General features: G+C 73.0%; 23 protein-coding genes. 16 read left to right on the top strand and 7 right to left on the bottom strand.

Annotated features, from left to right (window positions below; genetic code table 11):
* Positions 1 to 271: 271 nt before the first annotated feature.
* Complete coding sequence (locus tag AB0G13_RS07050; protein ID WP_357870083.1) at positions 272 to 1,360, bottom strand: LacI family DNA-binding transcriptional regulator; 1,089 nt, start codon at positions 1,358 to 1,360, stop codon at positions 272 to 274.
* Between the two features lie 200 nt (positions 1,361 to 1,560).
* Here AB0G13_RS07050 and AB0G13_RS07045 point away from each other — a divergent pair, with 200 nt between their 5' ends.
* From AB0G13_RS07045 to AB0G13_RS06985, 13 genes are all read left to right on the top strand, one after another.
* A complete protein-coding gene (locus tag AB0G13_RS07045) occupies positions 1,561 to 2,814 on the top strand; it encodes a maltose ABC transporter substrate-binding protein (protein WP_357870080.1) in 1,254 nt (417 codons plus the stop codon).
* Entirely contained in the window at positions 2,814 to 4,454 is a 1,641-nt protein-coding gene (locus AB0G13_RS07040) for an ABC transporter permease subunit (protein WP_357870078.1), read from the top strand. Before AB0G13_RS07045 ends, AB0G13_RS07040 begins: the two co-directional genes overlap by 1 nt.
* Before the next feature lie 113 nt (positions 4,455 to 4,567).
* Positions 4,568 to 5,377, top strand: a complete 810-nt coding sequence (locus AB0G13_RS07035; protein WP_357870227.1) for an ABC transporter permease subunit — start codon at positions 4,568 to 4,570, stop codon at positions 5,375 to 5,377.
* A gap of 143 nt (positions 5,378 to 5,520) precedes the next feature.
* Positions 5,521 to 7,332 (top strand): glycoside hydrolase family 13 protein, encoded by a 1,812-nt coding sequence (locus AB0G13_RS07030; RefSeq protein ID WP_357870075.1) that lies wholly within the window; start codon positions 5,521 to 5,523, stop codon positions 7,330 to 7,332.
* A gap of 53 nt (positions 7,333 to 7,385) precedes the next feature.
* The gene (locus tag AB0G13_RS07025) at positions 7,386 to 7,727 is read left to right on the top strand and encodes a hypothetical protein (protein ID WP_357870072.1); all 342 of its coding nucleotides are present in this window, start codon (positions 7,386 to 7,388) and stop codon (positions 7,725 to 7,727) included.
* A 277-nt stretch (positions 7,728 to 8,004) separates the two neighbouring features.
* Positions 8,005 to 9,072, top strand: a complete 1,068-nt coding sequence (locus AB0G13_RS07020) for a BMP family ABC transporter substrate-binding protein (protein ID WP_357870225.1) — start codon at positions 8,005 to 8,007, stop codon at positions 9,070 to 9,072.
* Between the two features lie 169 nt (positions 9,073 to 9,241).
* Positions 9,242 to 10,873 (top strand): ABC transporter ATP-binding protein, encoded by a 1,632-nt coding sequence (locus tag AB0G13_RS07015; protein ID WP_357870222.1) that lies wholly within the window; start codon positions 9,242 to 9,244, stop codon positions 10,871 to 10,873.
* The gene (locus AB0G13_RS07010; RefSeq protein WP_357870070.1) at positions 10,870 to 12,201 is read left to right on the top strand and encodes an ABC transporter permease; all 1,332 of its coding nucleotides are present in this window, start codon (positions 10,870 to 10,872) and stop codon (positions 12,199 to 12,201) included. Before AB0G13_RS07015 ends, AB0G13_RS07010 begins: the two co-directional genes overlap by 4 nt.
* Positions 12,202 to 12,204: 3 nt before the next feature.
* Complete coding sequence (locus AB0G13_RS07005) at positions 12,205 to 13,485, top strand: ABC transporter permease (protein WP_357870067.1); 1,281 nt, start codon at positions 12,205 to 12,207, stop codon at positions 13,483 to 13,485.
* Positions 13,486 to 13,725: 240 nt separating this feature from the next.
* Positions 13,726 to 14,628, top strand: a complete 903-nt coding sequence (locus AB0G13_RS07000; RefSeq protein ID WP_357870064.1) for a hypothetical protein — start codon at positions 13,726 to 13,728, stop codon at positions 14,626 to 14,628.
* Positions 14,629 to 14,691: 63 nt separating this feature from the next.
* Entirely contained in the window at positions 14,692 to 15,399 is a 708-nt protein-coding gene (locus AB0G13_RS06995) for a cytidine deaminase (RefSeq protein WP_357870061.1), read from the top strand.
* A gap of 136 nt (positions 15,400 to 15,535) precedes the next feature.
* Positions 15,536 to 16,816, top strand: coding sequence for a thymidine phosphorylase (locus AB0G13_RS06990; protein ID WP_357870058.1), 1,281 nt, complete (start codon positions 15,536 to 15,538; stop codon positions 16,814 to 16,816).
* A 109-nt stretch (positions 16,817 to 16,925) separates the two neighbouring features.
* Positions 16,926 to 17,606, top strand: coding sequence for a DUF4272 domain-containing protein (locus AB0G13_RS06985; RefSeq protein ID WP_357870056.1), 681 nt, complete (start codon positions 16,926 to 16,928; stop codon positions 17,604 to 17,606).
* A 9-nt stretch (positions 17,607 to 17,615) separates the two neighbouring features.
* Here the strand turns inward: AB0G13_RS06985 and AB0G13_RS06980 are convergent, their stop codons facing one another.
* The 5 genes from AB0G13_RS06980 to AB0G13_RS06960 form a co-directional block, all read right to left on the bottom strand.
* Entirely contained in the window at positions 17,616 to 18,527 is a 912-nt protein-coding gene (locus tag AB0G13_RS06980; protein ID WP_357870053.1) for a putative RNA methyltransferase, read from the bottom strand.
* Position 18,528: 1 nt separating this feature from the next.
* Entirely contained in the window at positions 18,529 to 19,173 is a 645-nt protein-coding gene (locus tag AB0G13_RS06975; protein ID WP_357870050.1) for a response regulator transcription factor, read from the bottom strand.
* Positions 19,161 to 20,378, bottom strand: coding sequence for a sensor domain-containing protein (locus tag AB0G13_RS06970; RefSeq protein ID WP_357870047.1), 1,218 nt, complete (start codon positions 20,376 to 20,378; stop codon positions 19,161 to 19,163). The genes AB0G13_RS06975 and AB0G13_RS06970 overlap by 13 nt, the downstream gene beginning before the upstream one ends.
* Complete coding sequence (locus AB0G13_RS06965; RefSeq protein ID WP_357870045.1) at positions 20,375 to 22,564, bottom strand: MMPL family transporter; 2,190 nt, start codon at positions 22,562 to 22,564, stop codon at positions 20,375 to 20,377. The genes AB0G13_RS06970 and AB0G13_RS06965 overlap by 4 nt, the downstream gene beginning before the upstream one ends.
* Positions 22,565 to 22,675: 111 nt before the next feature.
* The gene (locus AB0G13_RS06960; protein ID WP_357870042.1) at positions 22,676 to 23,149 is read right to left on the bottom strand and encodes a MarR family transcriptional regulator; all 474 of its coding nucleotides are present in this window, start codon (positions 23,147 to 23,149) and stop codon (positions 22,676 to 22,678) included.
* Positions 23,150 to 23,208: 59 nt separating this feature from the next.
* Here AB0G13_RS06960 and AB0G13_RS06955 point away from each other — a divergent pair, with 59 nt between their 5' ends.
* The 3 genes from AB0G13_RS06955 to AB0G13_RS06945 all read left to right on the top strand — a co-directional run bounded on the left by AB0G13_RS06955 (position 23,209) and on the right by AB0G13_RS06945 (position 24,999).
* On the top strand, positions 23,209 to 23,343 hold the full coding sequence (locus AB0G13_RS06955) for a hypothetical protein (protein WP_357870039.1): 135 nt from the start codon (positions 23,209 to 23,211) through the stop codon (positions 23,341 to 23,343).
* Positions 23,340 to 23,753, top strand: coding sequence for a PPOX class F420-dependent oxidoreductase (locus AB0G13_RS06950; protein WP_357870036.1), 414 nt, complete (start codon positions 23,340 to 23,342; stop codon positions 23,751 to 23,753). Before AB0G13_RS06955 ends, AB0G13_RS06950 begins: the two co-directional genes overlap by 4 nt.
* 166 nt (positions 23,754 to 23,919) lie before the next feature.
* Positions 23,920 to 24,999, top strand: a complete 1,080-nt coding sequence (locus tag AB0G13_RS06945) for an adenosine deaminase (protein WP_357870033.1) — start codon at positions 23,920 to 23,922, stop codon at positions 24,997 to 24,999.
* A gap of 18 nt (positions 25,000 to 25,017) precedes the next feature.
* On the opposite strand, the gene AB0G13_RS06940 is transcribed toward AB0G13_RS06945, so the two are convergent.
* Positions 25,018 to 25,539 carry an ATP-binding protein gene (locus AB0G13_RS06940; RefSeq protein WP_357870031.1) on the bottom strand — a complete coding sequence of 174 codons (522 nt, stop codon included), beginning with the start codon at positions 25,537 to 25,539 and terminating at the stop codon, positions 25,018 to 25,020.
* Positions 25,540 to 25,662: the final 123 nt, after the last annotated feature.

The following is a 25,662-nucleotide window of genomic DNA, read 5'->3' as shown; positions in this document are numbered from 1 at the left end:
GGCGGCACCCGGCGCGGTGCGGGTGCGGGGGCGGTGTCTGAGCAGAATGCCGCCCGTTACTGCAAGAGTCAAGCATTCCTTGCGCAAGAAATGGCGACGGCTGTGCCGTCACCCTGCCGGCTCACGTCCGGCCGGCCCTTCCGGGGTCCCTGCGACCAGGCCGGGCGAGGGCCGGGCGGGCTGGGCGAGGACCGGGTCGGGCGAGGACCAGGGCGAGGCCGGCGCGGGCAGGCGGGAGCCCGGCGCGGGCGGGCCGGGAGCCCCGGGGCGGTCAGGCCGGGACGGCGAGCGCGGGCGGCGCCGGGCGCTGCCGCGAGGCGCCGCCCTGGGCCGGTCGCGCGGCGCCGGTGGGGGCGACCGCGGTGGAGCCGCGCACCACCAGTTCCGGGCGGAACACGTACTCCGAGTGCGGGGCGGCGTGCCCGTTGATCTCGTCGACCAGGGCCCGGACGGCGGCGACCGCCATCGCGGCCACCGGCTGGCGCATGGTGGTCAGCGGCGGGTCGGTGAAGGCCATCAGCGGGGAGTCGTCGTAGCCGACCACCGACAGCTCGCCGGGGACCGACATGCCGCGCTGCCGGGCGGCCCGGATCGCGCCGAGCGCCATCAGGTCGGAGCCGCAGACGATGCCGGTGACGCCGCGGTCCAGCAGCCGGGCGGCGGCGGCCTCGCCGCCCTCCACGCCGAACAGGGAGAGCTCGGCCAGCTCGTCGAGGCCGGCCTCGGTGACGCCGACCAGCCGGCCCATCGCGGCCCGGAAGCCGGCCACCCGGCGCTGCACCGGCACGAACCGGTCCGGGCCGGTGATCAGGCCGATGCGGCGGTGCCCGAGCGCCACCAGGTGGGCGACGGCCAGCTCGGTGGCCTCGCCGTCGTCGCAGGAGACGAAGGGCGCGGGGATGCCGGGCGCGTACCCGTTGATCATCACGACGGGCAGCGGGCGGGCGATCAGGGCCCGGTAGCGGTCGTGGTTGGCGGCGGTGTCGGCGTGCAGGCCGGAGACGAAGACTATTCCGGAGACCTGCCGGTCCAGCAGCATCTCGACGTACTCGTCCTCGGTGACCCCGCCGGCGGTCTGGGTGCACAGCACGGGGGTGAAGCCGCTCTGGGCCAGGGTGGACTCGATCACCTGGGCGAAGGCGGGGAAGATCGGGTTGTCGAGTTCGGGGACCACCAGGCCCACGAGGCCGGCGCTGCGCTTGCGTAGCCGGGCCGGGCGCTCGTAACCCAGCACATCGAGGGCCGTCAGTACGGCCTGCCGGGTCTCGGGGGCCACTCCCGGGCGGTCGTTGAGCACCCGCGACACCGTGGCCTCGCTGACTTCGGCCTGTTGGGCGATGTCGGACAGTCGAGCGCGCATTGGCGCACTTTAGCTCACGGGCAAGTTCTTGCGTACACTCTTGCAAGCCCTTCCATTCTCTGAAACCCCTTGCTAACGTCCCCGCAACACGCGAGAGCAGCGGCGCAGCACGCCAGGCGCCGGTTGGCAAGAAATTTACAGAGCTTCCACTGGCGGGATCGCCCTTCCCCCGGCGTGCCGCCATGACGACAGGAGTACCGATGCGCATCCGTACCGCGGGTGTGGTCGCCGTCCTCGGCCTGGCGCTCGCCGCCTCGGGCTGCGGCAGCGACAGCAGCGACGAGCCGGCCGCGAAGGAATCCACCAAGGCCGCCGCCGGCGGCAAGCTGGTGATCTGGGCCGACGACAAGCGCACCGCCGCCCTCAAGCCGTTCGCCGAGAAGTTCGGTCAGGAGAACGGCGTGACGGTCGAGGTCCAGGCCGTCTCCAAGGACCTCCAGACCAACTTCGTCACCGCCTCGCAGCAGGGCAGCGGCCCGGACGTCGTGGTCGGCGCGCACGACTGGATCGGCAACCTCGTCCAGAACGGCGCCATCGACCCGGTGCAGCTCGCCGCCGAGCAGAAGAGCGGCTTCAACGAGACCGCCGTCAAGGCCGTGACGTTCAACGGCCAGCTCTACGGCGTGCCGTACGCCATGGAGAACCTGGCGCTGATCCGCAACACCGAGCTGGCCCCCGAGGCGCCGAAGACCATCGAGGACCTGGTGGCCGCCGGCAAGAAGCTCAAGGCCGAGAAGAAGGCCAGCGAGATCCTCTGCCTCCAGTCCGGCCAGAACGGCGACGCCTACCACATCTACCCGCTCTACACCTCCGCCGGCGGGTACCTCTTCGGCACCGCCGGCAACGGCGACTACGACCCGAAGGACCTGGGCGTGGGCAAGCCGGAGTCGATCGAGGCGTTCAAGAAGATCGCCAAGCTCGGTGAGAAGGGCGACGGTGCGCTGAAGCGCTCGATCACCCCCGAGAACTCGATCGCCACGTTCACCGGCAAGAAGTGCGCCTACCTGGTCTCCGGTCCGTGGGCCGTCGCGGACGCCAAGAAGGCCAACATCAAGTACGACATCTCCCCGGTCCCCGGCTTCGCCGGTGGCAAGGAGGCCCAGCCGTTCGTGGGCGTCCAGGCGTTCTACGTGGCGTCGAAGGGCAAGAACAAGGCCCTGGCCCAGGAGTTCGTGGCCAACCACGTCACCACCCCCGAGCTGGCCGTGGCGCTCTACAACGCCGAGCCCCGCCCGCCGGCGCTGACCGCCGCCCTCGACCAGGTCAAGGGCACCGACCCGGACCTGGCCAAGTTCCAGGAGGCTGGCAAGAACGGCCAGGTGCTCCCGGCGATCCCGGCCATGGCCGCCATCTGGGACCCGTTCGGCAAGGCCGAGGCCGCCATCATCGGCGGCGCCGACCCGGCCAAGACGATCACCGCGGCCGGCAAGACCATCTCCGGCCAGATCAAGTAATGAGCACGTCGCTGTCCGGCCCGGGGGCTGCCACACAGCCCCCGGGCCGGGAGCCCGTCGGCCCCGGGCTCCCGGGCAAGTCCCGCACCGCGCGGCACCACGCGCCGATCACCGTGACGGGTCTGCTCGTCAAGGTGCTCCTGCTCGGCCTGACCGCCGGGATCGCGATCTGGGCGGCCTTCCCGCTCGTCGACGCGAAGAAGTGGGCCGGCCTGGCGCTGCTGGCCGCCACCACCGCCGGACTCTTCTACCTCTACCTGACCCGCCGGCACATCCCGGCGAAGTACCTGGTCCCCGGCACGCTCTTCCTGATCGCGTTCCAGATCGTCCCGGTGCTCTACACGGCGAGCACGGCCTTCACGAACTTCGGCGACGGCCACCGCGGCACCAAGCAGGACGCCGTCGTCGCCATCCAGACCGCCTCGGTCAAGCAGGTGCCCGGCTCCACCGAGTACGCCCTCTCCGTCGCCACCGAGGGCGACCCGGCGACCGGCCCGCTCGTCTTCCTGGTCAGCGACCCGGGCACCGGCACCGTCTCGGCCGGCGACGCCGGCGGGCTGCGCCAGCTCGACCCGGCCGACGTCACCGTGGCCCCGGGCGGCAAGGTCACCGCCGCCGACGGCTACACGGTGCTCAACTTCGGCCAGGCCAGCGCCCGCAGCCAGGAGATCACCGACCTGGTGGTGCCGACGTCCGGGGGCGCGCTGCGCTCCGCCGGCCTGTCCCGCGCCTACGAGGGCAAGGCGATCCGGTCGTACGACGCGGGCTGCGACTGCATCACCGACGCCGAGACCGGCAGGACCTGGACGGCGGACGAGGAGACGGGGGCCTTCGTGGCCGCCGACGGCGAGCGGCTGGCCCAGGGCTGGAAGGTCACCGTCGGGCTGGAGAACTTCTCCCGGGTGCTCACCGACCCGGCCATCTCCGGGCCGTTCTTCGGCACGCTGCTGTGGAACTTCGCCTTCGCCATCGGCTCCACCGGCGGCACGTTCATCCTGGGCATGTTCATCGCCCTGGCCCTGCACTCGCCCCGGATGCGGGGCACCAACCTCTACCGCGTCCTGCTGATCCTGCCGTACGCCATGCCGTCCTTCGCGATGCTGCTGGTCTGGCGGGACATGTTCAACACCGACTTCGGCCTGATCAACAACCTGTTCGGCATCGGGGTGGACTGGTTCGGGCAGGAGTGGTCGGCCCGGGTCGCGGTGATCCTGGTGCAGCTCTGGCTCGGCTATCCGTACATGTTCCTGGTCGCCACGGGCGCGCTCCAGGCCATCCCGAAGGAGCTGACCGAGGCGTCCTCGGTCGACGGGGCGTCGCCCTGGCAGTCGTTCCGGTCGGTCACCCTGCCGCTGCTGCTGGTCGCGCTCTCCCCGCTGCTGATCGCGTCGTTCGCGTACAACTTCAACAACTTCAACGCGATCTACCTGACCACCGAGGGCGGTCCCTTCCCGGCGGACAACCCGACCGCGGGGGCGACGGACCTGCTGATCACGTACACGTACCGGCTGGCCTTCGGCGCGCAGGGCGCCCAGTTCGGCCTGGCGGCCGCGGTGTCGATCTTCATCTTCACCATCGTCGCGGTGGTGTCGGCGGTGAGCTTCCGGCGCACCCGTAAGCAGGAGGAGGTGTACTCGTGACCTCGCTGCACGGCACTGCGGCCGCGGGCGGCGCGACCGGCGCCGCCCCGGCCGTCAACCGCAACGCGGGCCGGCGGCGCAACCGGTGGTTCGCCCAGGTCGGCTGGCGTCACCTGGTGGGCGTGCTGGCGGTCGCGTTCAGCCTCTTCCCGATCCTGTTCGTGCTCTCGGCCGCGCTCAACCCGCTCGGCACGCTCTCCTCGACGGAGCTGCTGCCGACCGGGGCGTCGGTGGAGAACTTCACGAACCTCTTCGACCGTACGGCGTTCGGGTGGTGGTTCTTCAACTCGCTGCTCATCGCCGGGGTGGCCTCGTTCGCGTCGGTCTTCCTGTCGGCGCTGGCGGCGTACGCCTTCTCCCGGATGCGCTTCTCCGGTCGCCGGGTCGGGCTGCTCTCGCTCCTGCTGATCCAGATGTTCCCGCAGTTCCTGGCGATCGTGGCGATCTTCCTGATCTTCACGACGATCACCGACCTGTGGCCGGCGATCGGCTTCAACACCCCGTGGGGCCTGCTGCTGCTCTACCTGGGCGGCGCGCTGGGCGTGAACACCTGGCTGATGAAGGGCTTCTTCGACACGCTTCCCCGGGAGCTGGACGAGTCGGCCACGATGGACGGCGCCACGCACGCCCAGGTCTTCTTCCGGATCATGCTGCCGCTGGTGGCCCCGATCCTGGCGGTGACCGGCCTGCTCGCCTTCATCGGCACCATCAACGAGTTCCTGATGGCGAACGTCTTCCTGACCAACAGCGAGTCGAAGACCCTCGCGGTCGGCATGTTCGGCCTGGTGGCCGGGGAGCGCAACAACAACTTCGGGATCTTCGCGGCGGGCACCCTGCTCACCGCGATCCCCACGGTGCTGGTCTTCCAGATGGTCCAGCGCTACATCGTCTCCGGCCTCACCGCCGGAGCCGTCAAGGGCTGAGCCTCCTCGGCTCACCGCTGCGGCAAGGGCGTCGGCGTCCGACGTACACCGGAGCAGTCACGGATCGACCGCCGCGGTCGGGGAACCGGCCGCGGCGGGAGACCCCTTTCTCTCCCCGTCCGACCGACGCGAAAGGCACCGCCATGTCCCTGTTGCCGCACCACGACGGCTCCGCCCTGTACGTCCCCGAGCAGGAACCCGCGCTCGGCGACACCGTCGACGTCTTCGTCCGGGTGCCGGCCGGCGCCGACGTCCGGCAGGTGCACGTGCGCACCACCGGCGACGGCGAGCCCCGGTTCACCGAGGCGGTCGTCGACCGCACCGACGGCGGCGACGTCTGGTGGCGGGTGCCCGTCGAGGCCCGCAACCCCGTCAGCAACTACCGGTTCATGCTCACCGGCGGCCGCGGCTACCGCTGGCTGAACGCCGCCGGCGTGGTGGCCCACGACGTGCCCGACAACGGCGACTTCAAGCTGGTCACCCACGCCCCGCCGCCCGCCTGGGCCCGCGACGCGGTGATCTACCAGATCTTCCCCGACCGGTTCGCCCGCTCCGCCGCCGCCGACGGCCGCGAGGTGCCGGACTGGGCGATCCCGTGCGACTGGGACACCCCGGTCATCGGGCGGGGCCCCGAGACCCCCCGGCAGTTCTACGGCGGCGACCTGGACGGCGTCACCGGGCGGCTGGACCACCTGGACCGCCTCGGCGTGAACACCGTCTACCTGACGCCGATCTTCCCGGCCCGCTCCAACCACCGCTACGACGCGGCCAGCTTCGACACCGTCGACCCGCTGCTCGGCGGGGACGCCGCCCTGGCCCGCCTCGCCGACGCCGTACGCGCCCGGGGCTGGCGGCTGCTCGGCGACATCACGAGCAACCACACCGGCGACGCGCACGAGTGGTTCACCAGGGCCGCCTCCGACTCCTGCGCGCCAGAGCGGGAGCTGTACTACTTCGACGGGGCGACCGGGGACTACGAGTCCTGGAACGGGGTCCGTTCGCTGCCGAAACTGAACTGGGGCAGCGCCGAGCTGCGCCGGCGCTTCGCCACCGCCGACGACTCGCTGCTGCGCCGCTGGCTGCGCCCGCCGTACGGGCTGGACGGCTGGCGGGTGGACGTGGCGAACATGACCGGGCGGCGGGGCGCCGACGCGTACACCCACGAGGTGGCGGCGCTGCTGCGCGAGGTGGTCGTCCGGACCCGGGCCGACGCGTTGCTGATGGCCGAGCACGGCCACGACCACACCGGCGACCTCGACCGGAACGGCTGGCACGGCACGATGAACTACGTCGGCTTCACCGACCCGGTCTGGTCCTGGCTGCGCCACGGCGACCAGCCCGTGCCGAACTTCCTCGGCACCCCGGGCGGGGTGGTGCGCCGGGACGCGGACGCGGTGCTCGCCACCATGAACGCCTACCGCTCGCTGGTCTCCTGGCGGTCGTACACGCACTCGTGGCAGCTGCTCGGGTCGCACGACTCCGCCCGGATCCGCACCGTGGTCGGCGACGCCGCGCGGCAGGAGGTCGCCGCAGGCCTGCTCGCCACCATGCCCGGCACCCCGATGATCTTCGCCGGCGACGAGCTGGGCCTGACCGGCACCAACGGCGAGGGCTCGCGTACCCCGATGCCGTGGCACCGGCCGGAGAGCTGGGACGCCTCGACGTTCGCCGCGTACCGCGCCCTGGTCGCGCTGCGCCGCGCGGAGCCCGCGCTGCGCCACGGCGGCCTGCGCTGGCTGCACGCCGACGCGGACACGCTGGTCTTCCTGCGCGAGGCGCCGACCGGCACGGTGCTGGTGCTGGCCCGCCGCGCCGCCGGCGAGCCGCTGCGCCTGACCGGGCTGCGGCCGGCCGAGAACCTGTACGGCGGCGCCCCCGCCCTGCGCCCCGACGCCGACGGCGCGGTCACCCTCCCGGCGGACGGCCCCACCTTCCAGGCCTGGCGGCTCTCCTGACCCCTACCCGACCCGCTACTACAACCCGTCGTTGATGGGGGAGGATGGTGCCCGTGGAAGCTCTGAGACTGATACTTCGCTACGTCCATCTGATCGGTTTCGCCCTGCTGCTCGGCGGTGCGATCGTCCAGTACGTCGGCGGGAAGCTGCGGATCAACCCACCCATGCTGTGGGGGTCCGTGATCATGCTGGCGACCGGGATCGGCCTCTCCGCGCCACTGCGGGACGGCGACGAGCCGGACCCCGCGAAACTTGTTACCAAGTTGGTGCTCGCCATACTGATCTTCGTCATGGTGTTCTTTTCCCGGAAGCGCGACGTGGTCAACCGTGGGCACTTCCTGGCAACCGTCGGGTTGACCCTGGTCAACGCGGCGGTGGCCGTCTTCTGGCGGTAACGTCACCGGCAGGGGGCTACGCGCAGAATCGGACGTTCCGCGACGCCGCCCCGCGCACCTACCAGCACCGAGAGTGATCTGCCCCACCTAAGGGTTACGTAGGGGTAACAGGCGCTCAACAGTCGTGCACGATTGTCGGCCGGTGGGTGGGCGCGGGCGTACGCTCCCGTCCGTAACGTGGGACGCCGGCGGCGCAGCGCAGGCCGGCTCAAAGGGCTGCCACCGTGCAGGACGCGGTGTGCAATGGGAAGGAGACGTCTTGCGCTCTGTGCGTGGGATGCGGATTGCCTCCGTCTTCGCGATGGGTGGGCTCGTGCTGAGCGCCGCCGCGTGCGGCGAGGCTCCCGAGGAGAACAACAACGCCGGCAGTGGCGACAAGAAGTACAGCGCCTGCATGGTGACCGACGTCGGCGGCATCGACGACAAGTCGTTCAACACCTCCGCCTGGAAGGGTCTGGAGGAGGCCAAGAAGGCCAACGACAACATCGACATCAAGTACGTCGCGTCGAAGGCCGAGGCGGACTACGAGGTCAACCTGACCCAGTACGTCAACCAGAAGTGCGACTTCATCCTGGCCGTCGGCGGCCTCATGGGCGACGCCACCAAGAAGATCGCCCTGGCGAACCCTAACCAGCAGTTCGGCATCGTCGACGCGAAGGTGGCGGAGGCTGCCAACGTCTACCCGATGCAGTTCGACACCGCCCAGGCCGGCTTCCTCGCCGGCTACCTGGCCGCCGGCATGACCAAGAGCGGCACGGTGGGCACCTACGGCGGCCTGCCGATCCCGCCGGTCACCATCTTCATGGACGGCTACGCCGACGGCGTCGCGCACTACAACAAGACCAAGAGCAAGACCGTCAAGGTCGTCGGCTGGGACAAGGCCGCCCAGAAGGGCTCCTTCACCAACGACTTCGTCAAGCAGGACGAGGGCAAGAAGGTCAGCGACGCGCTGGTCGCCCAGGGCGCCGACATCATCATGCCGGTCGCCGGCGGCTCCGGCCTTGGCACCACCGGCGCGGCCAAGGCGTCGGGCGGCAAGTACAACACCATCTGGGTGGACGTCGACGGCTGCGAGAGCACCCAGGACTGCGCGGCGATCATCACCACCGTCGAGAAGAACATCCCGGACGCCGTCAAGGAGGCCGTCGTCAAGGCCGCCAACGGCGAGAAGCTGTCGGCCACCCCGGGCTACCTCGGCAACCTGTCCAACAACGGCGTCGGGCTCGCCCCGTACCACGAGTTCGACAGCAAGGTCCCGGCCGAGCTGAAGGCCGAGATCGACAAGCTGAAGGCGGACATCGCCGCCGGCACCGTCACCGTCACCTCCGCGGCCCAGCCGAAGTGAGGCTCCGCCGGCCGCCCGCGGTGAGACGATCACCCGGGTAGGCCGGCGAGCGGTACAGCACGACGATCCGGCCGCCCCGGCGTCGCGGGGATCCCCCACGGCGCCGGGGCGGCCGATCCGCTCCACCCGACGACGGCCCCGCGCCGCGAGCGGTACATCGGCAGCTACGCTGCACCATCGCTTCGCACTCCAGGAGGTTGCGCTGAGACTCGAACTGCGCGGCATCACCAAACGGTTCGGTGACCTGGTCGCCAACGACCACATCGACCTGACGGTGGAGCCTGGAGAGATCCACGCCCTGCTCGGCGAGAACGGCGCGGGCAAGTCGACCCTGATGAACGTGCTCTACGGGCTCTACCAGCCCGACGAGGGCGAGATCCTGGTCGACGGCGCGCCGCTGAAGCTGCGGGGGCCCTCCGACGCGATCGCGGCCGGGATCGGCATGGTGCACCAGCACTTCATGCTGGTGCCCGTCTTCACCGTGACCGAGAACATCATGCTCGGCGCCGAGCAGGTCCGGGGCGGCATCGCCGGCTTCCTGGACCGGCGGCGGGCCCGGCGCGAGGTCGCCGAGGTCTCCGAGCGGTACAACCTGCGGGTCGACCCCGACGCGGTGATCGAGGACCTGCCGGTCGGCATCCAGCAGCGGGTGGAGATCGTCAAGGCGCTCACCCGCGACGTCGACCTGCTCATCCTCGACGAGCCGACGGCCGTGCTCACGCCGCAGGAGACCGAGGAACTGCTCACCGTGATGCGGTCGCTCAAGGCCGCCGGCAAGTCGATCGTCTTCATCACCCACAAGCTGGGCGAGGTCAAGGCCATCGCCGACCGGATCACCGTGATCCGGCGCGGGAAGACCGTCGGCACCGCCTCCCCCGAGGCGAGCCGCGACGAGCTGGCCGCGCTCATGGTCGGCCGCAGCGTGCGGCTCACCGTGGAGAAGGAACCCGCCACCCCCGGCAAGCCGGTCCTGGAGGTCGCCGGCCTGGTCGTCGACGACGACCGGCAGATCCGCGCGGTCGACGGGATCGACCTGACCGTGCACGCGGGCGAGGTGCTCGGCGTCGCGGGCGTGCAGGGCAACGGCCAGACCGAGCTGATCGAGGCGATCATGGGGCTGCGCCCGACGCTCGCCGGCACGGTCACCCTCGACGGGCAGCGGGTCAACGGCTGGTCGACCAAGAAGGTGCTGCGCGCCGGCGTCGGCTACGTGCCCGAGGACCGCAGCGTCGACGGCGTGGTCAAGGAGTTCTCCGTCGCGGAGAACCTGGTGCTCGACATCTACGACCGACCGCCCTTCGGCAAGGGCCTGGCGCTGAAGCCGGACGCCATCGCCAAGTCGGCGAAGGAGCGGATCGCGCAGTTCGACGTGCGCACCTCCTCGGCCGACGCGCCCGTCGGCACCCTCTCCGGCGGCAACCAGCAGAAGGTCATCGTGGCCCGGGAGCTGTCCCGGCCGCTGAAGCTCTTCATCGCCGCCCAGCCGACCCGCGGCGTCGACGTCGGGTCGATCGAGTTCATCCACAGCCAGGTCATCCGGGAGCGGGACGTCGGCACCGCCGTCATGGTGGTCTCCAGCGAGCTCGACGAGGTGATCGGCCTGGCCGACCGGATCGCGGTGATGTACCGCGGCCGGGTCATCGGCATCGTCGGCCCGGACATCCCCCGCGAGGAGATCGGCCTGCTGATGGCCGGCATCACCCCCGACGCGGCGTCCGCCGCCACGACCGGCACGACCCCGGCCGACGGCGCCGCGGCGGCCCCCGCCGTCGAGGGCCCTGGCAACGAGGACGAGGCATGACCAATCCCAACCCCCCGTCGGGCTCCCCGGACAAGGAGCCGGCCACCGAGGCGCAGGCCGCGCAGACCGCGCTTGGCAACACCGAGCGGGCCGGGAGCGCCACCTCCCCGAAGGGCCCGGCCCCGGAGGCGAAGCCCTCGCTGGGCCGGCTGTTCCTGGACAACCTCTGGGCGGCGAACACCTTCACGGTGACCCTGCTGTCGCTGGTGCTGGCGATGCTCGTCGGCGCGGTCCTGATGATCGTGTCCGACCCCGAGGTGCTGGCCACCTACAGCTACATCACGGCCCGGCCGTCCGACGCGCTGAACGCGAGCTGGACGCTGGTCAGCGAGGCGTACGGGAACCTGTTCAAGGGCGCGGTCTTCGACCCGGACGCGGTGGGCTTCCAGGCGGTGATGAGCCCGATCTCGGAGACGCTCACCTACACCGCGCCGCTGGTCTTCACCGGCCTGTCGGTGGCGCTGGCCTTCCGGGGCGGCCTGTTCAACATCGGCGCCCAGGGCCAGGCCGTCATGGGCGTGATCCTGGCCGCGCTGGCCGGCTTCCTGCTGCCGCTGCCGCCCGGCCTGCACCTGCTCGTCGCGGTGCTCGCCGGCGCGCTGGGCGGGGCGATCTGGGGCTTCGTCCCGGGCATCCTCAAGGCGCGTACCGGCGCCCACGAGGTGATCAACACGATCATGCTCAACTACATCGCCACGTACTTCCTGACCTGGATCATCGTGCAGAACGGCGTCCAGGACCCGAACCGCACGGACGCGATTAGCCGGCCGGTCGACGGCTCGGCCCAGCTGCCCCGGCTGCTCGGCGACGGGCTGCGGGTGCACGCCGGCATCATCCTGGCGGTGCTGGCGACCTGGGCGGTCTGGTGGCTGCTGAACCGGTCCACGCTCGGCTTCGAGCTGCGCGCCGTCGGCGCCAACCCGGACGCCGCGCGGACCGCCGGCATCAGCGTCACCCGGACGTACGTCCTGATCATGGTCTTCGCCGGGATCCTGGCCGGCCTCGGCGGCTCCAACATGGTGCTCGGCTCCACCGCGAGCGCGCTGACTCCGCTGGTGGTCGCGCAGATCGGCTTCGACGGCATCCTGGTGGCGCTGCTCGGCCGGGTGAAGCCGTGGGGCGTCGCGCTGGCCGCGCTGCTCTTCGGCGCGCTCCAGGCCGGCGGCAACCGGATGCAGTCCTACTCGGGGATCTCGCTGGAGCTGGTCACCGTGCTCCAGGCGCTGATCGTCATCTTCATCGCCGCGCCGGCCCTGGTGAAGGCGATCTTCCAGCTCCGGGCCGCCCGCGCCGCCCGGTTGCAGACGAGCCTGGCGAAGGGCTGGTAACTCATGTCCACCATGGCTGTCGAAGACGTCGCGGTCGCCCCCGTCGACCAGGGCTTCTGGACCCGCACCCGTAAGGTCGGCGCCGTGCTGCTCGCGCTCGGCCTGCTGGCGACGGTGCTGTTCGGGGCGCTCGCCACCGGCGAGCAGGCCCGCTTCACCCTCAGCGAGGACGCCGCCGGCGCCGCGTTGAAGATCGACGGCACGCTCGGCGCGATCCTCTTCGGCCTCGTCGCGGTCGCCGCCGGCGTCGCGATGCTCGCCGGGCTGCCGAAGCGCTGGTTCACCCTCGTGCTCGGCGTCGGCCTGGTCGGCTTCGTGCTGTCGTTCCTCTGCTGGCAGGTCTCCGCCGCGCCGGCCGGGCAGAACTTCATGCCGCTGGTCAACGTCGTCCGGGGCACGTTCATCCTGGCCCTGCCGCTGGTCTTCGGGGCGCTGGCCGGCGTGCTCTGCGAGCGCTCCGGCGTGGTCAACGTGGCCATCGAGGGGCAGCTGCTGATGGGCGCCTTCAGCGGCGCGCTCTTCGGCAGCCTCTCCGGCAACGTCTGGGTGGGCCTGGTCGCGGCGGCCGTCGGCGGCGCGTTCATCTCGCTGCTGCTGGCCGTCTTCTCGATCCGCTACCTGGTCGACCAGGTGGTCATGGGCATCGTGCTCAACCTGCTGGCGGTCGGCGTCACCGGCTTCCTCTACGAGCGGCTGATGCAGACCAACGCGCAGAAATACAACAGCGCCCCCCGGTTCAGCAACTGGGAGATCCCGCTGCTGTCGGACATCCCGTTGCTCGGCCCGGCGCTGTTCCGGGGCAACATCTTCCTCTACCTCGGCCTGCTGCTGGTGCTGGTCATCCACATCGCGCTCTTCCGCACCCGGTGGGGCCTGCGCACCCGCTCGGTCGGCGAGCACCCGACCGCCGCCGACACGCTGGGCGTCAAGGTGCTCGGGCTGCGCTACCGCAACGTGCTGCTCGCCGGGGTGGTCGCCGGCATCGGCGGCGCGTCGTACACGCTGGCGCTCTACTCGTTCACCAAGAACATGATCGGCGGCAAGGGCTTCATCGCCCTGGCCGCGCTGATCTTCGGCCGGTGGAGCCCGACGGGGGCGCTGCTCGCGGCGCTCTTCTTCGGCTTCGCCGACCAGCTCGCCACCTACCTGGGCGCCATCAACAGCGTGATCCCGAACCAGTTCCTGGCCATGCTGCCCTACCTGGCGACGATCCTGGCCGTGGCCGGGCTGGTCGGCCGGGTCCGGGCGCCGGCCGCCGACGGCAAGCCGTACATCAAGGGCTGACCCTCTCGTGCCCCGAGGCCAGGCTCGGGTCGCAGACGGCCGGCCGTACCCGGAGACCGAGTCCTGATCGGACCAGTGCCCGGCGGGAAGGCACCCGCCGGGCACGGTCGTCTCCGCGTTCGGTGAGGCATCCGCCCCGCCGAGCTGCTGGACCATCACCGGAACCGCTACGCCTACCGCTGGTGGCCTACTGTGCGGGGCCCGGGCCGTCGGGCCTCATCCCCTTCCTGGGAGTCGTCGATGGAGTTGTTCCGTGGCATGGCCACTGCCGCCATACCAGGCGGCGTCGGGGCCGGCGTGCTCGCCGCGCTCTGGCACGAGCAGGTCCGCTTCCAGAAGTCCTGCGAGTCCGACACGATCGGCGCCTGCCTCGGCTTCGCCTTTCCCGCCCTGGTCGTCGGGCCGGTGGTGGTGGTCGCCGCCGTGTGGCTCCTGCTGCGGGCCACGGAGGTCGGGCGCCCGGCCCCGGCGGCCCTGCTCGGCGCGGCGTTCACGGGCGGCGCCCTCCGGCTCGCCCTGGCCGCCCGGCCGTTCTCCGTCCCGCCCCCGGTGTGGCTCGTGGTGCTGCTCGCCGTGGCCGGGTTCGCCGCCGGCGTCGCCGTCGTGGTGGCACGCCTCCCACTCGTCGGCCGGGGCGTACTGGCCCTGGTGCTGCTCCTGCCGTGGTTCGTGGCGCCGCTGGTCGGGAAGGAGAGCCGGCGGGACGCGCTGCGCGAGGGCTTCGCCCAGGTCGGCCTGCCGCTCGTCGTGCCGCAGGTGGAGGGCTACCAGGTCACCTCCGCCCGAGCCTTCGTCGACCGCCGGCTCCTCTCCATCACGATGGACCGGGGAGGAGGCTGGGTGTCGGTCTACGTGGTACCGCTACCGGCGGACTTCGCCCCGCCCGGAAGCTGCGGGCCGACGAGGGCCGACATCTCCCGGCGCGCCGGCCGCGAACCGTCCGTTCCGCAGCCGTGCCGGGCAGTCGGCGCCGACCACTGGGTCCGGACGGAGGAGGGCGAGGAGGTGCACCTGGTCCGTCGCGAGGGTGGGCTCGTGCTGCTCAGTCCCGGTGGGGAGGCGTCCTCCGCCGACGCGGCGGCGGGCGCGACGAACCTGACCGCCGTGACCCCCGGGCAACTGGCGGAGCTGGCCGTCCGGTGACCGAGCAGCCGTCGGTACGCCCCTGCCGGTACCTGACCGGCGCGAATTGGGCAGAATGATGGAATGACCGAGATCGACTGGGAGCGGCTGCGGGCCGCCGCCACCGAGGTGATGCGGCACGCGTACGTGCCGTACTCGAAGTTCCCGGTCGGGGCCGCCGCCCTGGTCGACGACGGCCGGGTGGTGGTCGGCTGCAACGTGGAGAACGCCGCGTACGGCGTGGTGCTCTGCGCCGAGTGCGGCGTGGTCTCCTCGCTGCACGCCACCGGCGGCGGCCGGATCGTGGCCCTGTCCTGCGTCGACGCGACCGGCGAGCCGCTGATGCCGTGCGGCCGGTGCCGCCAGCTGCTCTGGGAGCAGGGCGGCCCGGAGTGCCTGATCGAGGCGAAGGGCGGGCCGCTGCGGATGGCCGAGCTGCTGCCGCACGCCTTCGACGTGACCGACCTGGAGGCCGTGACCGGGGAGGCCCCGGTGCCCGTGGTGCCGGAGCGGCTGGCCGCCTGGCGCGGGCGCGGCACGGTCTTCGTGCACCCTGACCTCTCCGCCGGACAGCAGGTCTGGACGGCCTACTGGGAGCGGTCCGCGGGCGACAGCGAGGACGCCGAGACCGGCGTGCTGGAGGAGGGCCCGAGCTGGGACGACGCGGCGGAGGCGATCGCCTGGGGCCTCGCCCGTACGCCCCGGGTGGTGGTCGTGGACGCGTCCGGCGGCATCTTCTGGGCCGGCGAGGGTGAGCCGCCGATGGAGATACCGGTTCGCTGGGGTGGTTGAGCTTGGGGGCTGGGGCCGACCGTGCCCGGCTCCGGGCGGTCAGGCTTGATCCCTCCGCCGGGCACGGTCGGCCCCAGCCCTGGTGGGCGCGGTCCGCGAACCGGTATCGCCATAACGACGAGAGAGATCTTTTGTGATGAGTGGTTTTGCGGCGGTTGATGTCATCCGGACCAAGCGGGACGGGGGAGTGCTCTCCGACGCGCAGATCGACTGGGTGGTGGACGCGTACACCCGGGGGATGGTCGCCGACGAGCAGATGTCGGCGCTGGCCATGGCGATCCTGCTGCGCGGCATGACCGGGCCGGAGATCGCCCGGTGGACCGCCGCGATGATCGCCAGCGGCGAGCGGCTCGACCTCTCCACGGTCGACCGGCCGACCGTCGACAAGCACTCCACCGGCGGCGTCGGCGACAAGATCACCCTGCCGCTCACCCCGCTGGTCGCCGCCTGCGGCGCCGCCGTGCCGCAGCTCAGCGGCCGGGGCCTCGGCCACACCGGCGGCACGCTGGACAAGCTGGAGTCGATCCCGGGCTGGCGGGCGGCGCTGAGCAACGACGAATTCACCGCCCAGCTCCGGGACGTCGGCGCGGTGATCTGCGCGGCCGGCGCGGGACTCGCCCCCGCAGACCGCAAGCTGTACGCGCTGCGTGACGTGACCGGGACGGTCGAGGCCATCCCGCTGATCGCCAGCTCGATCATGAGCAAGAAGATCGCGGAGGGCACCGGCGCGCTGGTGCTCGACGTGAAGGTCGGCTCCGGCGCGTTCATGAAGTCCGTCGAGCAGGCCCGCGAGCTGGCCCGGACGATGGTCGAGCTGGGCGGCGCGCACGGCGTGCGGACGGTCGCCCTGCTCACCGACATGTCCACCCCGCTCGGCCTGGCCATCGGCAACGCCGTCGAGGTGACCGAGTCGGTCGAGGTGCTGGCCGGGGGCGGCCCCGCCGACGTGGTCGAGCTGACCCTGGCGCTGGCCCGCGAGATGCTGGACGCGGCCGGGCTGCCGGACGCCGACCCGGAGGCCGCCCTGCGCGACGGCCGGGCGATGGACTCCTGGCGGGCGATGATCCGCGCCCAGGGCGGAGACCCGGACGCCCCGATGCCGACCGCGAACGAGGTCGAGGTGGTCCGCGCGGAGGCGGACGGCCACGTCGCGGCGATCGACGCGTACGCCATGGGGGTGGCCGCCTGGCGGCTCGGCGCCGGGCGGGCCCGCAAGGAGGACCCGGTCAGCGTGCCGGCGGGGATCGTGCTGCACCGGCGCCCGGGGGACCCGGTGCGGGCGGGCGACCCGCTCTACGAGCTGCGCGCGGAGGACGCCGCCCGGATCCCGGCGGCGCGGGACGACGCCGCGCGGGCGGTGCGGATCTCGCCGGTCGCGCCCGCCACGACGCCGCTGGTCATCGAGCGGATCGGCTGAGCGCGGCGGCCGCCGGGGCGGCATGGTGCTGTCCCGCTCGGACCGCTATCCTCCCTGGCCAGGGGGACAACCGGCGCCGAGTCGTCGCGAGCAGACAGGATTTTCCGCCGTGACCGTACCTGCCCCCGATCCACGGGAGGTGCGTGAGGCGAGCCTGGACGAGTTGTCCCGGCTGCGTCTCCCGCTGCCGCCCGCACAGTTCCCGCTCGTGTGGGAGCCGGGCGACCAGATCGAGCTCCGCCCCACGGTGGAGATCGAGGCCCGCATCGCGGTGCTGCACCTGATCCTGGCCCGCTGCTTCGGGATGCCGCCGCAGGCGGCGATGAGCTGGCTGCTCGCCTCGCACCTGGTCGACATGGTCACGCCGCCGGAGTTCCAGTTCGTGACCGGCGGCAAGGGCGACCACCGGTCGTTCGTGCTGCACCACGACGCGCTCTTCGCGCTGGCCTGGGTGCTCGGGCTGACCAAGCAGCTCGACCCGACCCTGCCGGTCGACGAGCGGCTGGTGGAGCGGATGCCGCACATCCCCGACGGGGAGACCTTCGGCCAGTGGCGGGCCCGGATCCTCACCGCCCCGCAGCACCCCGCCGACGCGGCGGCCCTGCTGGACCTGCACTACTGCCTGGACTGGGCGTACCTGGAGACGGAGCGGGCCGGCCGGACGCCGCCCGGGCTGGTGGACGCGAACGCGATCGGCCAGCGCCGCTGGGCCCTGGAGTGGGCGGTGATGCTGCGCGGGCCGTACCACGACGAGCCTCCCGGCTGGGAAGAGGTGGACCTCTCCACCTGACCGGGGCGGTCAGCGTGGTGCCGGGCGCCAGACGGTCAGCCGCACCGCGACGGTGACCCGGACCGGCTCGGCGAGGGCGGCCACCCGGGCGGCGAGCCCGGCCGGGTCGGTGTGCCAGGCGCTGGGGCCCATCCCGACCAGCGTCGCGACCTCCGGGCCGGTCAGCGCCAGCTCCCGCCGGTGCACGGTGGACGCCGCCGGGGCGAAGTGGCCGCCCAGGCTCTCGGCGACCCGGTCCGCCTTGGCCGGGTCCACCCGCAGCAGGCCGAGGGCGCCGACCAGCTCGGTGAGGTGGTCGTCGGCCGGCGTCACCACCAGCAGGGACCCGGCCGGGTCGAGGACCCGGTGGAACTCCGCGCCGTTGCGGGGCGCGAAGACGTTCAGCAGCACGGCCGTGCCGGCGTCGGCCATGGGCAGCCGCTGCCAGGTGTCGGCGAGCGCCGCCGCCGCGCGCGGGTGCGCCCGGGCGGCCCGGCGCAGCGCCGGCTTCGACACGTCCAGGGCGAGACCCGCCGCGTCCGGCAGCGCCGCCAGCACCGCCGCGAGGTGCCGGCCCGTCCCCGCCCCGGCATCCACCACCAGGGGGTACGCCCCGTCGGCGCGCGCCCCGGCCTCGTTCCCGCTCGGGAGGCGCCGGGGAGCCGCCAGGTGGCCCACGGCCGCCGTCGCGGCGGCGGCGAGGGCGGTCGAGATCAGGTCGTAGTGGCCGGCGGCCAGGAAGTCGGCGCGGGCGGCCACCATCTCGGCGGTGTCCCCGGTGTGCGGGGCGCGGCCGGCGAGCAGGTTCACGTAGCCCTGGCGGGCCACGTCGAAGCTGTGCCGGCGCGGGCAGCGCAGCGCGCGGGCGCCGCCGGTGGCGACTTCGGTCAGCGGCTCGGCGCAGACCGGGCAGCGGAGCCGGTCGACGATGCGGGGGTCCACGTCAGGCGTCCAGGTAGGTCAGCACCGCGCGTACCCGGCGGTGGTCGTCGTCGCAGTCGCGCAGGTCGAGCTTGGCGAAGATCGAGTTGATGTGCTTGCTGACGGCCTTCTCGGTGACCACCATGCGCTGGGCGATCGCGCCGTTGGAGCGCCCCTCGGCCATCAGCGCCAGCACCTCGTGCTCGCGCGGGGTGAGCCGGCGCAGCGGCGCGGCCCGGGTCGGCCGGGCCAGCAGTTGCGAGACGACCTCCGGGTCCATCGCCATCCCGCCGTCGGCGACCCGGTGCACCGCGTCGACGAACTGCGTCACGTCGGCCACCCGGTCCTTGAGTAGGTAGCCGACCGCCCCCGCGCCGTCGGAGAGCAGTTCCCGGGCGTAGAGCTGCTCGACGTACTGGGAGAGGACCAGCACCGGCAGGCCGGGGATCCGTTCCCGGGCGGCCAGCGCGGCGCGCAGCCCCTCGTCGGTGTGCCCGGGCGGCAGCCGGACGTCCACCACCGCCACGTCGGGACGGTGCTCCAGCAGGGCGGCGAGCAGTTCGTCGCCGGTCTCCACGGCGGCCACCACCTCGTCGCCGTACGCGGTGAGGAGCCGGATCAGCCCGTCGCGCAGCAGCGCCAGGTCCTCGGCGATCACGACTCGCACGGTAGCTCCACGTCGACCACGGTAGGCCCACCAGCGGGCGAGCTGATCCGGACCCGGCCGTCGAAGACGGCGAGCCGCCGCCGGATGCCGGCCAGCCCGGTGCCGCGTTCCGGGTCGGCGCCGCCCCGGCCGTCGTCGGACACGGTCAGCCGGACCGTCGTGCCGGCCCGGCGCAGCCGCACCGCCACCCGCGCCGCCCCGCTGTGCCGGGCCGCGTTGGTGATCAGTTCGGCGGCGGTGAAGTAGAGCGCCGACTCCAGCGGGGGCGCCAGCCGGCCGGGCAGGTCGACGTCCAGGTCGACCGGGAGGGCCGCGCCGAGGGCGAGGGCGGCGAGGCCGCCGGCGAGCCCTCGGTCGGCGAGCACCGGCGGGTGGATGCCGCGTACCACGTCGCGCAGCTCGGACAGGGCGGTGCCGGCGCTCGTGCGGGCCTCCGCGACCAGCCCTCGGGCCGCCTCGGGGTCCCGGGCCAGCAGCTCCTCGGCGAGACCGAGGTTCATCGCCATCGCGACCAGGCGGGCCTGCGCGCCGTCGTGCAGGTCGCGTTCGATGCGGCGCAGCTCGGCCGCCTGCGCGTCGACGCTCTGCGCGCGGGTGTCGGCCAGTTCCACGACCCGCTCGGCGAGGGCCGCCCGGGCGGTCGGTCCGAGCAGCGCACGGGTCAGCACCTCGTCCAGGTGGAGCAGCCCTCGGGGCAGCCAGTACGCCCCCACCCCCACCAGCAGCGCGGGCACCACGGCCAGCGCGGCGTTGCGCAGCGAGTCGATCGGCAGGCCCAGGTAGTTGTCGACCGCGCCGGGGGCGACCGTGTGGATTACCGGCAGGGCGAGGCCCTGCGCGACGCCGAGCCAGAGCCCCACGGCGAGGACCAGGGCGACCGGGGCGTAGAAGAAGTGGGCGAACAGGAACGCGACGTCCCGGTAGGTCGCCGGGTCGCCGGCCACCGTCCGCAGCCGGGCCGCCAGCGGGCCGGACACGGGCCGGTACGGCGAGCGGACCGGCGGCCCGGGCACCCGGTGGCGCTGCCGTCGCAGCAGCGTCCGGGTGCCGGCGAGGGTGCGGTCGAGCAGGGGCAGGCCGACGCCGAGCAGGCTGAGCCCGGAGGTGAGGAGCGTGGCCAGCGCGAACACGATGCCCGCGCAGGACAGCCCCGCCGCGACAGCCAACTCGGTCAGCTCGCGCCGCGCCCGCCGCACCCCGCTCATCGGGCCATTGTCCCAGCCGGCGCGGCGCCCTCCGCCGGCGTGGGGGCCGAGGCGCGCTCCGTCGGGACGTCCGTCGCCGGCAGGGACGCCACGGCCGGCTCGGGACGGGTACGGGCGGGCCAGAAGGCCACCCGGCCGGTGAGCGCGGTCGACGCCGGCACCAGCAGCCAGGAGAGCCCGAACGTGGCGATCAGCACGCCGACGGCGACGGCGAGCCCGATCTGGGCCAGCATCGGAGAGGCGACGAGCACCCCGAAGCTGCCGGCCAGGATCACCCCGGCCGCGGCGACGGCCGGCCCGGCCCGGCGTACCGCCTCTTCGGCGGCCTCGCGGGGCGGGCGTCCCGCGCGCAGCTCCTCCCGGAGCCGGGCGACCATCAGGATGTTGTAGTCGGTTCCGATCGCGGTGACGAAGAGGAACACGACCAGCGGCAGCTGGAAGTTGAGCCCGGCCTGCCCGCCGAGGACCTGGAACACCAGCACGCTGGCGCCCAGCGTGGCGGCGAAGCCGAGCGCGACGGCGGCGAGGAGGCCCAGCGAGGCGAGCAGTCCGCGCAGCATCAGCAGCAGGAGCAGCCCGATCAGTCCGGCGGCCACCGGGAGGACCAGGCGGAGGTCCTCGTCGAGCACGGCACGGATGTCGGCGAAGGTCGCGGTGTCCCCGCCCACGTACGCCCGGGTGCCGGGCGGCGCCGACGCGTGCGCGGCGGGCCGCAACCCGGTCTCCACCGCGTCGATGGCCCGCTGCGAGTACGGCGGCTCGGCGAGCAGCACCCGCACCCTGGCCACGCCGTTTTTGAGCTCGACACCGGCTGGGGCCGCCACGATCGGCACCTCCGTGAGTCGTTCGGCGAACCGTTCGGCGCTGGCGGCGTCGACCCCGGGGCCGCTGAGGTAGACGTCGGTCGGGGAGAGGGTCCCGGCGGGCAGTCCGGAGCGGAGCCAGTCCAGGGCCCGGGCCGACTCGGAGCCGGGCGGCAGCGCGTCGAGTTCGTAGCTCGGCCGGTGGTGCAGCGCGCCGAGGCCGAGCAGCAGGAGCGCGGCAACCGTGGCGAGCACGACCCGGGCGGGCCGGCGGGCGACCAGCCGGCCGGCGCGGGCTGCGGGACCGGCCGGTGCGAGGGCGTCGTCTCCCGGCTTTCCGCCGTCGCCCGTCGCGACCAGCTTCGCCGGCCAGTACGCCCGGCGGCCGAGCAGCGAGTAGACGGCGGGGAACAGCGTCAGCGCGGCCGCCACCATGAGCAGGACGGCGACGGCCAGGGCTGGCCCGAGCACCCGGAAAGAGGCCAGCCGCGAGAGCACCAGGGCACCGAACGCCACCGCCACGACCAGCGCGGACACGGTGACCGGGCCGCCGATGCGGCCGACCGCGTGGACCATCGCGGCCCGACGGTCCTCGCCGGCCCGCAGCCGTTCCCGGTAGCGGAAGAGCAGGAAGACCGCGTAGTCGGTGCCGATGCCGAGCAGCACGACCGGGAGCAGGCCCGTGGTGGAGGCGTCCAGCGGGTACCCGAAGACCTTCGCGCCCAGCGCGAGCAGGCCGGTGGCGGCCTGCGCGACCAGCAGCACCAGGAACAGGTTGACCAGCGCGATCGTCGGGCTGCGGAACACGACGAGCAGCAGGAGCAGGATCACCAGCACCATGGCGCCGTTGACGATCATGTCCAGCAGGAAGCTGTCAGCGGCGCCGGCCGCCTCACCGGTCCAGCCGGCGACCAGTCCGCTGCCCGCCAGCGTGTCGTCGGTGGCGTCCCGCAGCCGCCCGACCGCCTGGACGGTGGCCTCCTCGTGCGCGTCGCCGGCCAGGCGGGCCTCGGCCAGGCGCAGCCGCCCGTCCGGGGCCACCGCGCCCGGGGTCACCTCGGTGACGCCGGCGACCCGTAGCTCCTGCGGCAGCCGGTCGATCCGGGCGCCGTCGTCGGCGGTCAACGGCGCCCCGTCGGCCCGGCGGACGACCAGCACCGCGCTGCTGCCGGGCTGCTCGGGGAACATCCGCGCCGCGATGCCGGCGGCCTGCGCGGACTCGTACCGGGCCGGCAGGATGTCGGCCTGGCTGTCGGCGGGGCGCGGTCCGCCCGGCCCGTAGACGGCGAAGGTGGCGGCGGTCAGCGCGGCGATGGCGAGCAGCCAGCCGGCGATCACCCGCCCCGGACGGCGGACCACCGCTGTGGCCAATGACGTGAACACGTGCAACTCCCCGCGTCGGCTCTTCCGTGTGCCACTGACGCTAGGCAGCCGGACGGGGCACTTCGATGGTGCGCGTACGCCGGTCCGATGGTGGTGCCTGCACCACCACGGTCAGCCTCGCGCGCCGTTCCGGCCGGTGAGGTGGTCGACCACCCGGTGGGTCAGCGCGTCCAGCGCGGCGACCTCGTCGGGGGTCAACAGGTCGATGAGGTTCCGGCGGACGGCCGCCACGTGGCCGGGGGCGGCGGCCTCGATCGCGCGCCGGCCCTCGGCGGTGAGTACGACGACCGCGCCCCGGCCGTCGGTCGCGCACTCCTCGCGGGTGACCAGGCCGCGCTGCTGCATCCGGGTCAGGTGGTGGGAGAGCCGGCTGCGGGACCAGAGCATCCGGTCGGCCAACTCGCTGAGCCGCAGCCGCTGGTCGGGTGTCTCCGAGAGGTCGGAGAGGACGTCGTAGTCGGGCTCGGAGAGCCCGGCGTCACGCATCAGCTCCCGGGCCAGCTCCAGGTCGAGCAGGCGGCGCATCCGCCGGTAGCCCCGCCAGGCGCGCTGCTCTCGCTCGTCCAGCCAGCGTGGTTGCTCCATGCCGGCCATCCTAACCATCTTGTTGACATGTCATCAAGATGCTCCCTAGGGTGAGTGACATGTCAACCAAACTGCCGGGCCGGCTGGCCCGTCTGCTGGGCGGCCTCGTGCTGTTCGGCGTAGCCGCCACGGAGATGCTCGACGAACTGGCCCGGCTGACCGCCGCCCCCGCCCCGCTGCGGGTGACGGCGTGACCGCCCGGCTGTGGGAGCTGTTCGGCGAGCGCGGCCGGGGCGTGCTGGTGACCCTGCGCCGCGACGGACGGCCCCAGCTGTCCAACCTCGACTTCCTCGCCGAGCCCGGCCTGATCCGCTGCTCCACCACCGGCGACCGGGCCAAGGTGCGCAACCTGCGCCGCGATCCCCGGGCCAGCCTGCACGTCACCACCGCCGACGGCGGGGCGTACGCGGTCGCGGAGGGGACGGTCACGCTCACCCCGCCGGCGGCGGCGCCCGACGACGCATGCGTCGAGGAGCTGGTCGAGGTCTACCGGCGGATCCGCGGCGAGCACCCCGACTGGGCCGACTACCGGGCGGCGATGGTCGCCGACGGCCGCCTGGTGCTCCGGCTCGCCGTCGACCGGGTGTACGGCTGGCGTCCCTGACCCCCGCCCGCGGCTCCGGCTGGCGTCCCTGACCCGCCGGCGGTTCCAGCCGGGCGACGCGGGGCGTCCGGCCGGAACGGGCCGCCGGTGGCGCGGGGCGGCGCGCCGAGCGCCGAACCGTGCCGGTCCCGTCGGCCGGCCCGGCGGCGCCGACTAGGGTCTGTGCATGGTCGCGACAATCCGTTACGAGGACATCGTCAAGGTCCCGAAGGCGCTGCTGCACGATCACCTCGACGGCGGCCTGCGGCCGGCGACGATCGTCGAGCTGGCCGCCGAGGTGGGGCACGAGCTGCCCACCACCGACCCCGAGGCGCTCGGCCGGTGGTTCGTCGAGGCGGCCGACTCCGGTTCCCTGGAGCGCTACCTGGAGACGTTCGCGCACACCGTCGCCGTCATGCAGACCGCCTCGTCTCTGCGGCGGGTGGCCCGGGAGTGCGCCCAGGACCTGGCCGCCGACGGGGTGGTCTACGCCGAGGTGCGGTTCGCCCCCGAGCAGCACCTGGAGCGGGACCTGACCCTGGACGAGGTGGTCGAGGCGGTGCTGGCCGGCTTCGTCGAGGGCAGCGCGCTGGCCGCCGAGGCGGGCCGGCAGATCCGGGTCGGCACCCTGCTCACCGCGATGCGGCACGCCGCCCGGTCGCAGGAGATCGCGGAGCTGGCCGTGCGGCACCGGGACTCCGGGGTGGTCGGCTTCGACATCGCCGGCGCAGAGGCGGGCTTCCCGCCCACCCGGCACCTGGACGCCTTCGAGTACCTCCAGCGGGAGAACTTCCACTTCACCATCCACGCCGGCGAGGCGTTCGGCCTGCCGTCGATCTGGCAGGCCATCCAGTGGTGCGGGGCGGACCGGCTCGGCCACGGGGTGCGGATCGTGGACGACATCGCGGCCGGCCCGGAGCCGGTGCTCGGCCGGCTGGCCGCGTACGTGCGGGACAAGCGGATCCCGCTGGAGCTCTGCCCGTCCTCGAACGTGCAGACCGGCGCCGCCCCCTCGATCGCCGAGCACCCGATCGGGCTGCTGCGGGACCTGCGGTTCCGGGTGACGGTGAACACCGACAACCGGCTGATGAGCGGCACCTCGATGTCCCGGGAGATGGCCCTGCTGGTGGACGCCTTCGGCTACGGCTGGAAGGAGCTCCAGTGGTTCACCATCAACGCCATGAAGAGCGCCTTCATCCCGTTCGACGAGCGGCTGAAGATCATCGACGAGGTGATCAAGCCCGCGTACGGCAAGCTGCTGGGCTGACCGGGACGGCGGCGGCAGTCAGGAGCGGTGCGGGTGGCCGGCGAGCAGACCGGCCACCGCGCGCAGCACCTCGCCCGCCCGGGCCGCCTCGGCGCCCAGGCCGGTCTGCCGCCGCAGCACCGCCGGCTCGGCGCGCAGCAGCGCCAGGCCGCGGCGCACCAAGACCCGGGGCGCCTTGCGCTGCTCGGCGAGGTCGCGGGCCAGCCGGCGGACGAAGGTCGCCCCTCGGGGCCGCCGCAGGGCGTACGCCCCGGCGAGGACCCCCCGTCGACGGCACTCCTCGACGATCTCGGCCGCGAAGATCCCTTCGGCAACGAAAAGTGGCGAACCGGCGACCTCGAATGGCCGGGTGGACACCCGACGGTCCGCATCGATCGCATAGACCGGTACTTCGGCCCTGCCCTCCCTGGCCAGGCGGGCAATCGTCTCCACGGCCGCCGCAGCGTCCCAGGAGCGGGGCGACTCCCAGTCCACGGCACCGTTTCGTCGTGGCAACGTGGGGTCGTCACCGTCCTTGTAGAAGTCGTCCAGGCAGAGCACCGGAAGGCCGGTTCGCTGCGCTATGTACGACTTTCCGGAACCGGAAGGGCCGGCGAGCAGGACAACGCGATGGGGGTGATTCATTACCTTCAGTGACTCCGGCCCAGACGGATTGCTATCAAA

It is taken from the genome of Micromonospora sp. NPDC023633, from assembly GCF_040640035.1.
Lineage (GTDB): Bacteria > Actinomycetota > Actinomycetes > Mycobacteriales > Micromonosporaceae > Micromonospora.
This window is presented reverse-complemented; position numbering and strand designations above follow the sequence as displayed.

Bases quoted from the DNA above. Each gene is read 5' to 3' on its own strand.
- AB0G13_RS07050 (WP_357870083.1), bottom strand. From the start codon at position 1,360: ATGCGCGCTCGACTGTCCGACATCGCCCAACAGGCCGAAGTCAGCGAG.
- AB0G13_RS07045 (WP_357870080.1), top strand. From the start codon at position 1,561: ATGCGCATCCGTACCGCGGGTGTGGTCGCCGTCCTCGGCCTGGCGCTC.
- AB0G13_RS07040 (WP_357870078.1), top strand. From the start codon at position 2,814: ATGAGCACGTCGCTGTCCGGCCCGGGGGCTGCCACACAGCCCCCGGGC.
- AB0G13_RS07030 (WP_357870075.1), top strand. From the start codon at position 5,521: ATGTCCCTGTTGCCGCACCACGACGGCTCCGCCCTGTACGTCCCCGAG.
- AB0G13_RS07020 (WP_357870225.1), top strand. From the start codon at position 8,005: ATGCGGATTGCCTCCGTCTTCGCGATGGGTGGGCTCGTGCTGAGCGCC.
- AB0G13_RS07010 (WP_357870070.1), top strand. From the start codon at position 10,870: ATGACCAATCCCAACCCCCCGTCGGGCTCCCCGGACAAGGAGCCGGCC.
- AB0G13_RS07005 (WP_357870067.1), top strand. From the start codon at position 12,205: ATGTCCACCATGGCTGTCGAAGACGTCGCGGTCGCCCCCGTCGACCAG.
- AB0G13_RS07000 (WP_357870064.1), top strand. From the start codon at position 13,726: ATGGAGTTGTTCCGTGGCATGGCCACTGCCGCCATACCAGGCGGCGTC.
- AB0G13_RS06995 (WP_357870061.1), top strand. From the start codon at position 14,692: ATGACCGAGATCGACTGGGAGCGGCTGCGGGCCGCCGCCACCGAGGTG.
- AB0G13_RS06990 (WP_357870058.1), top strand. From the start codon at position 15,536: ATGAGTGGTTTTGCGGCGGTTGATGTCATCCGGACCAAGCGGGACGGG.
- AB0G13_RS06970 (WP_357870047.1), bottom strand. From the start codon at position 20,378: ATGAGCGGGGTGCGGCGGGCGCGGCGCGAGCTGACCGAGTTGGCTGTC.
- AB0G13_RS06960 (WP_357870042.1), bottom strand. From the start codon at position 23,149: ATGGAGCAACCACGCTGGCTGGACGAGCGAGAGCAGCGCGCCTGGCGG.
- AB0G13_RS06955 (WP_357870039.1), top strand. From the start codon at position 23,209: ATGTCAACCAAACTGCCGGGCCGGCTGGCCCGTCTGCTGGGCGGCCTC.
- AB0G13_RS06945 (WP_357870033.1), top strand. From the start codon at position 23,920: ATGGTCGCGACAATCCGTTACGAGGACATCGTCAAGGTCCCGAAGGCG.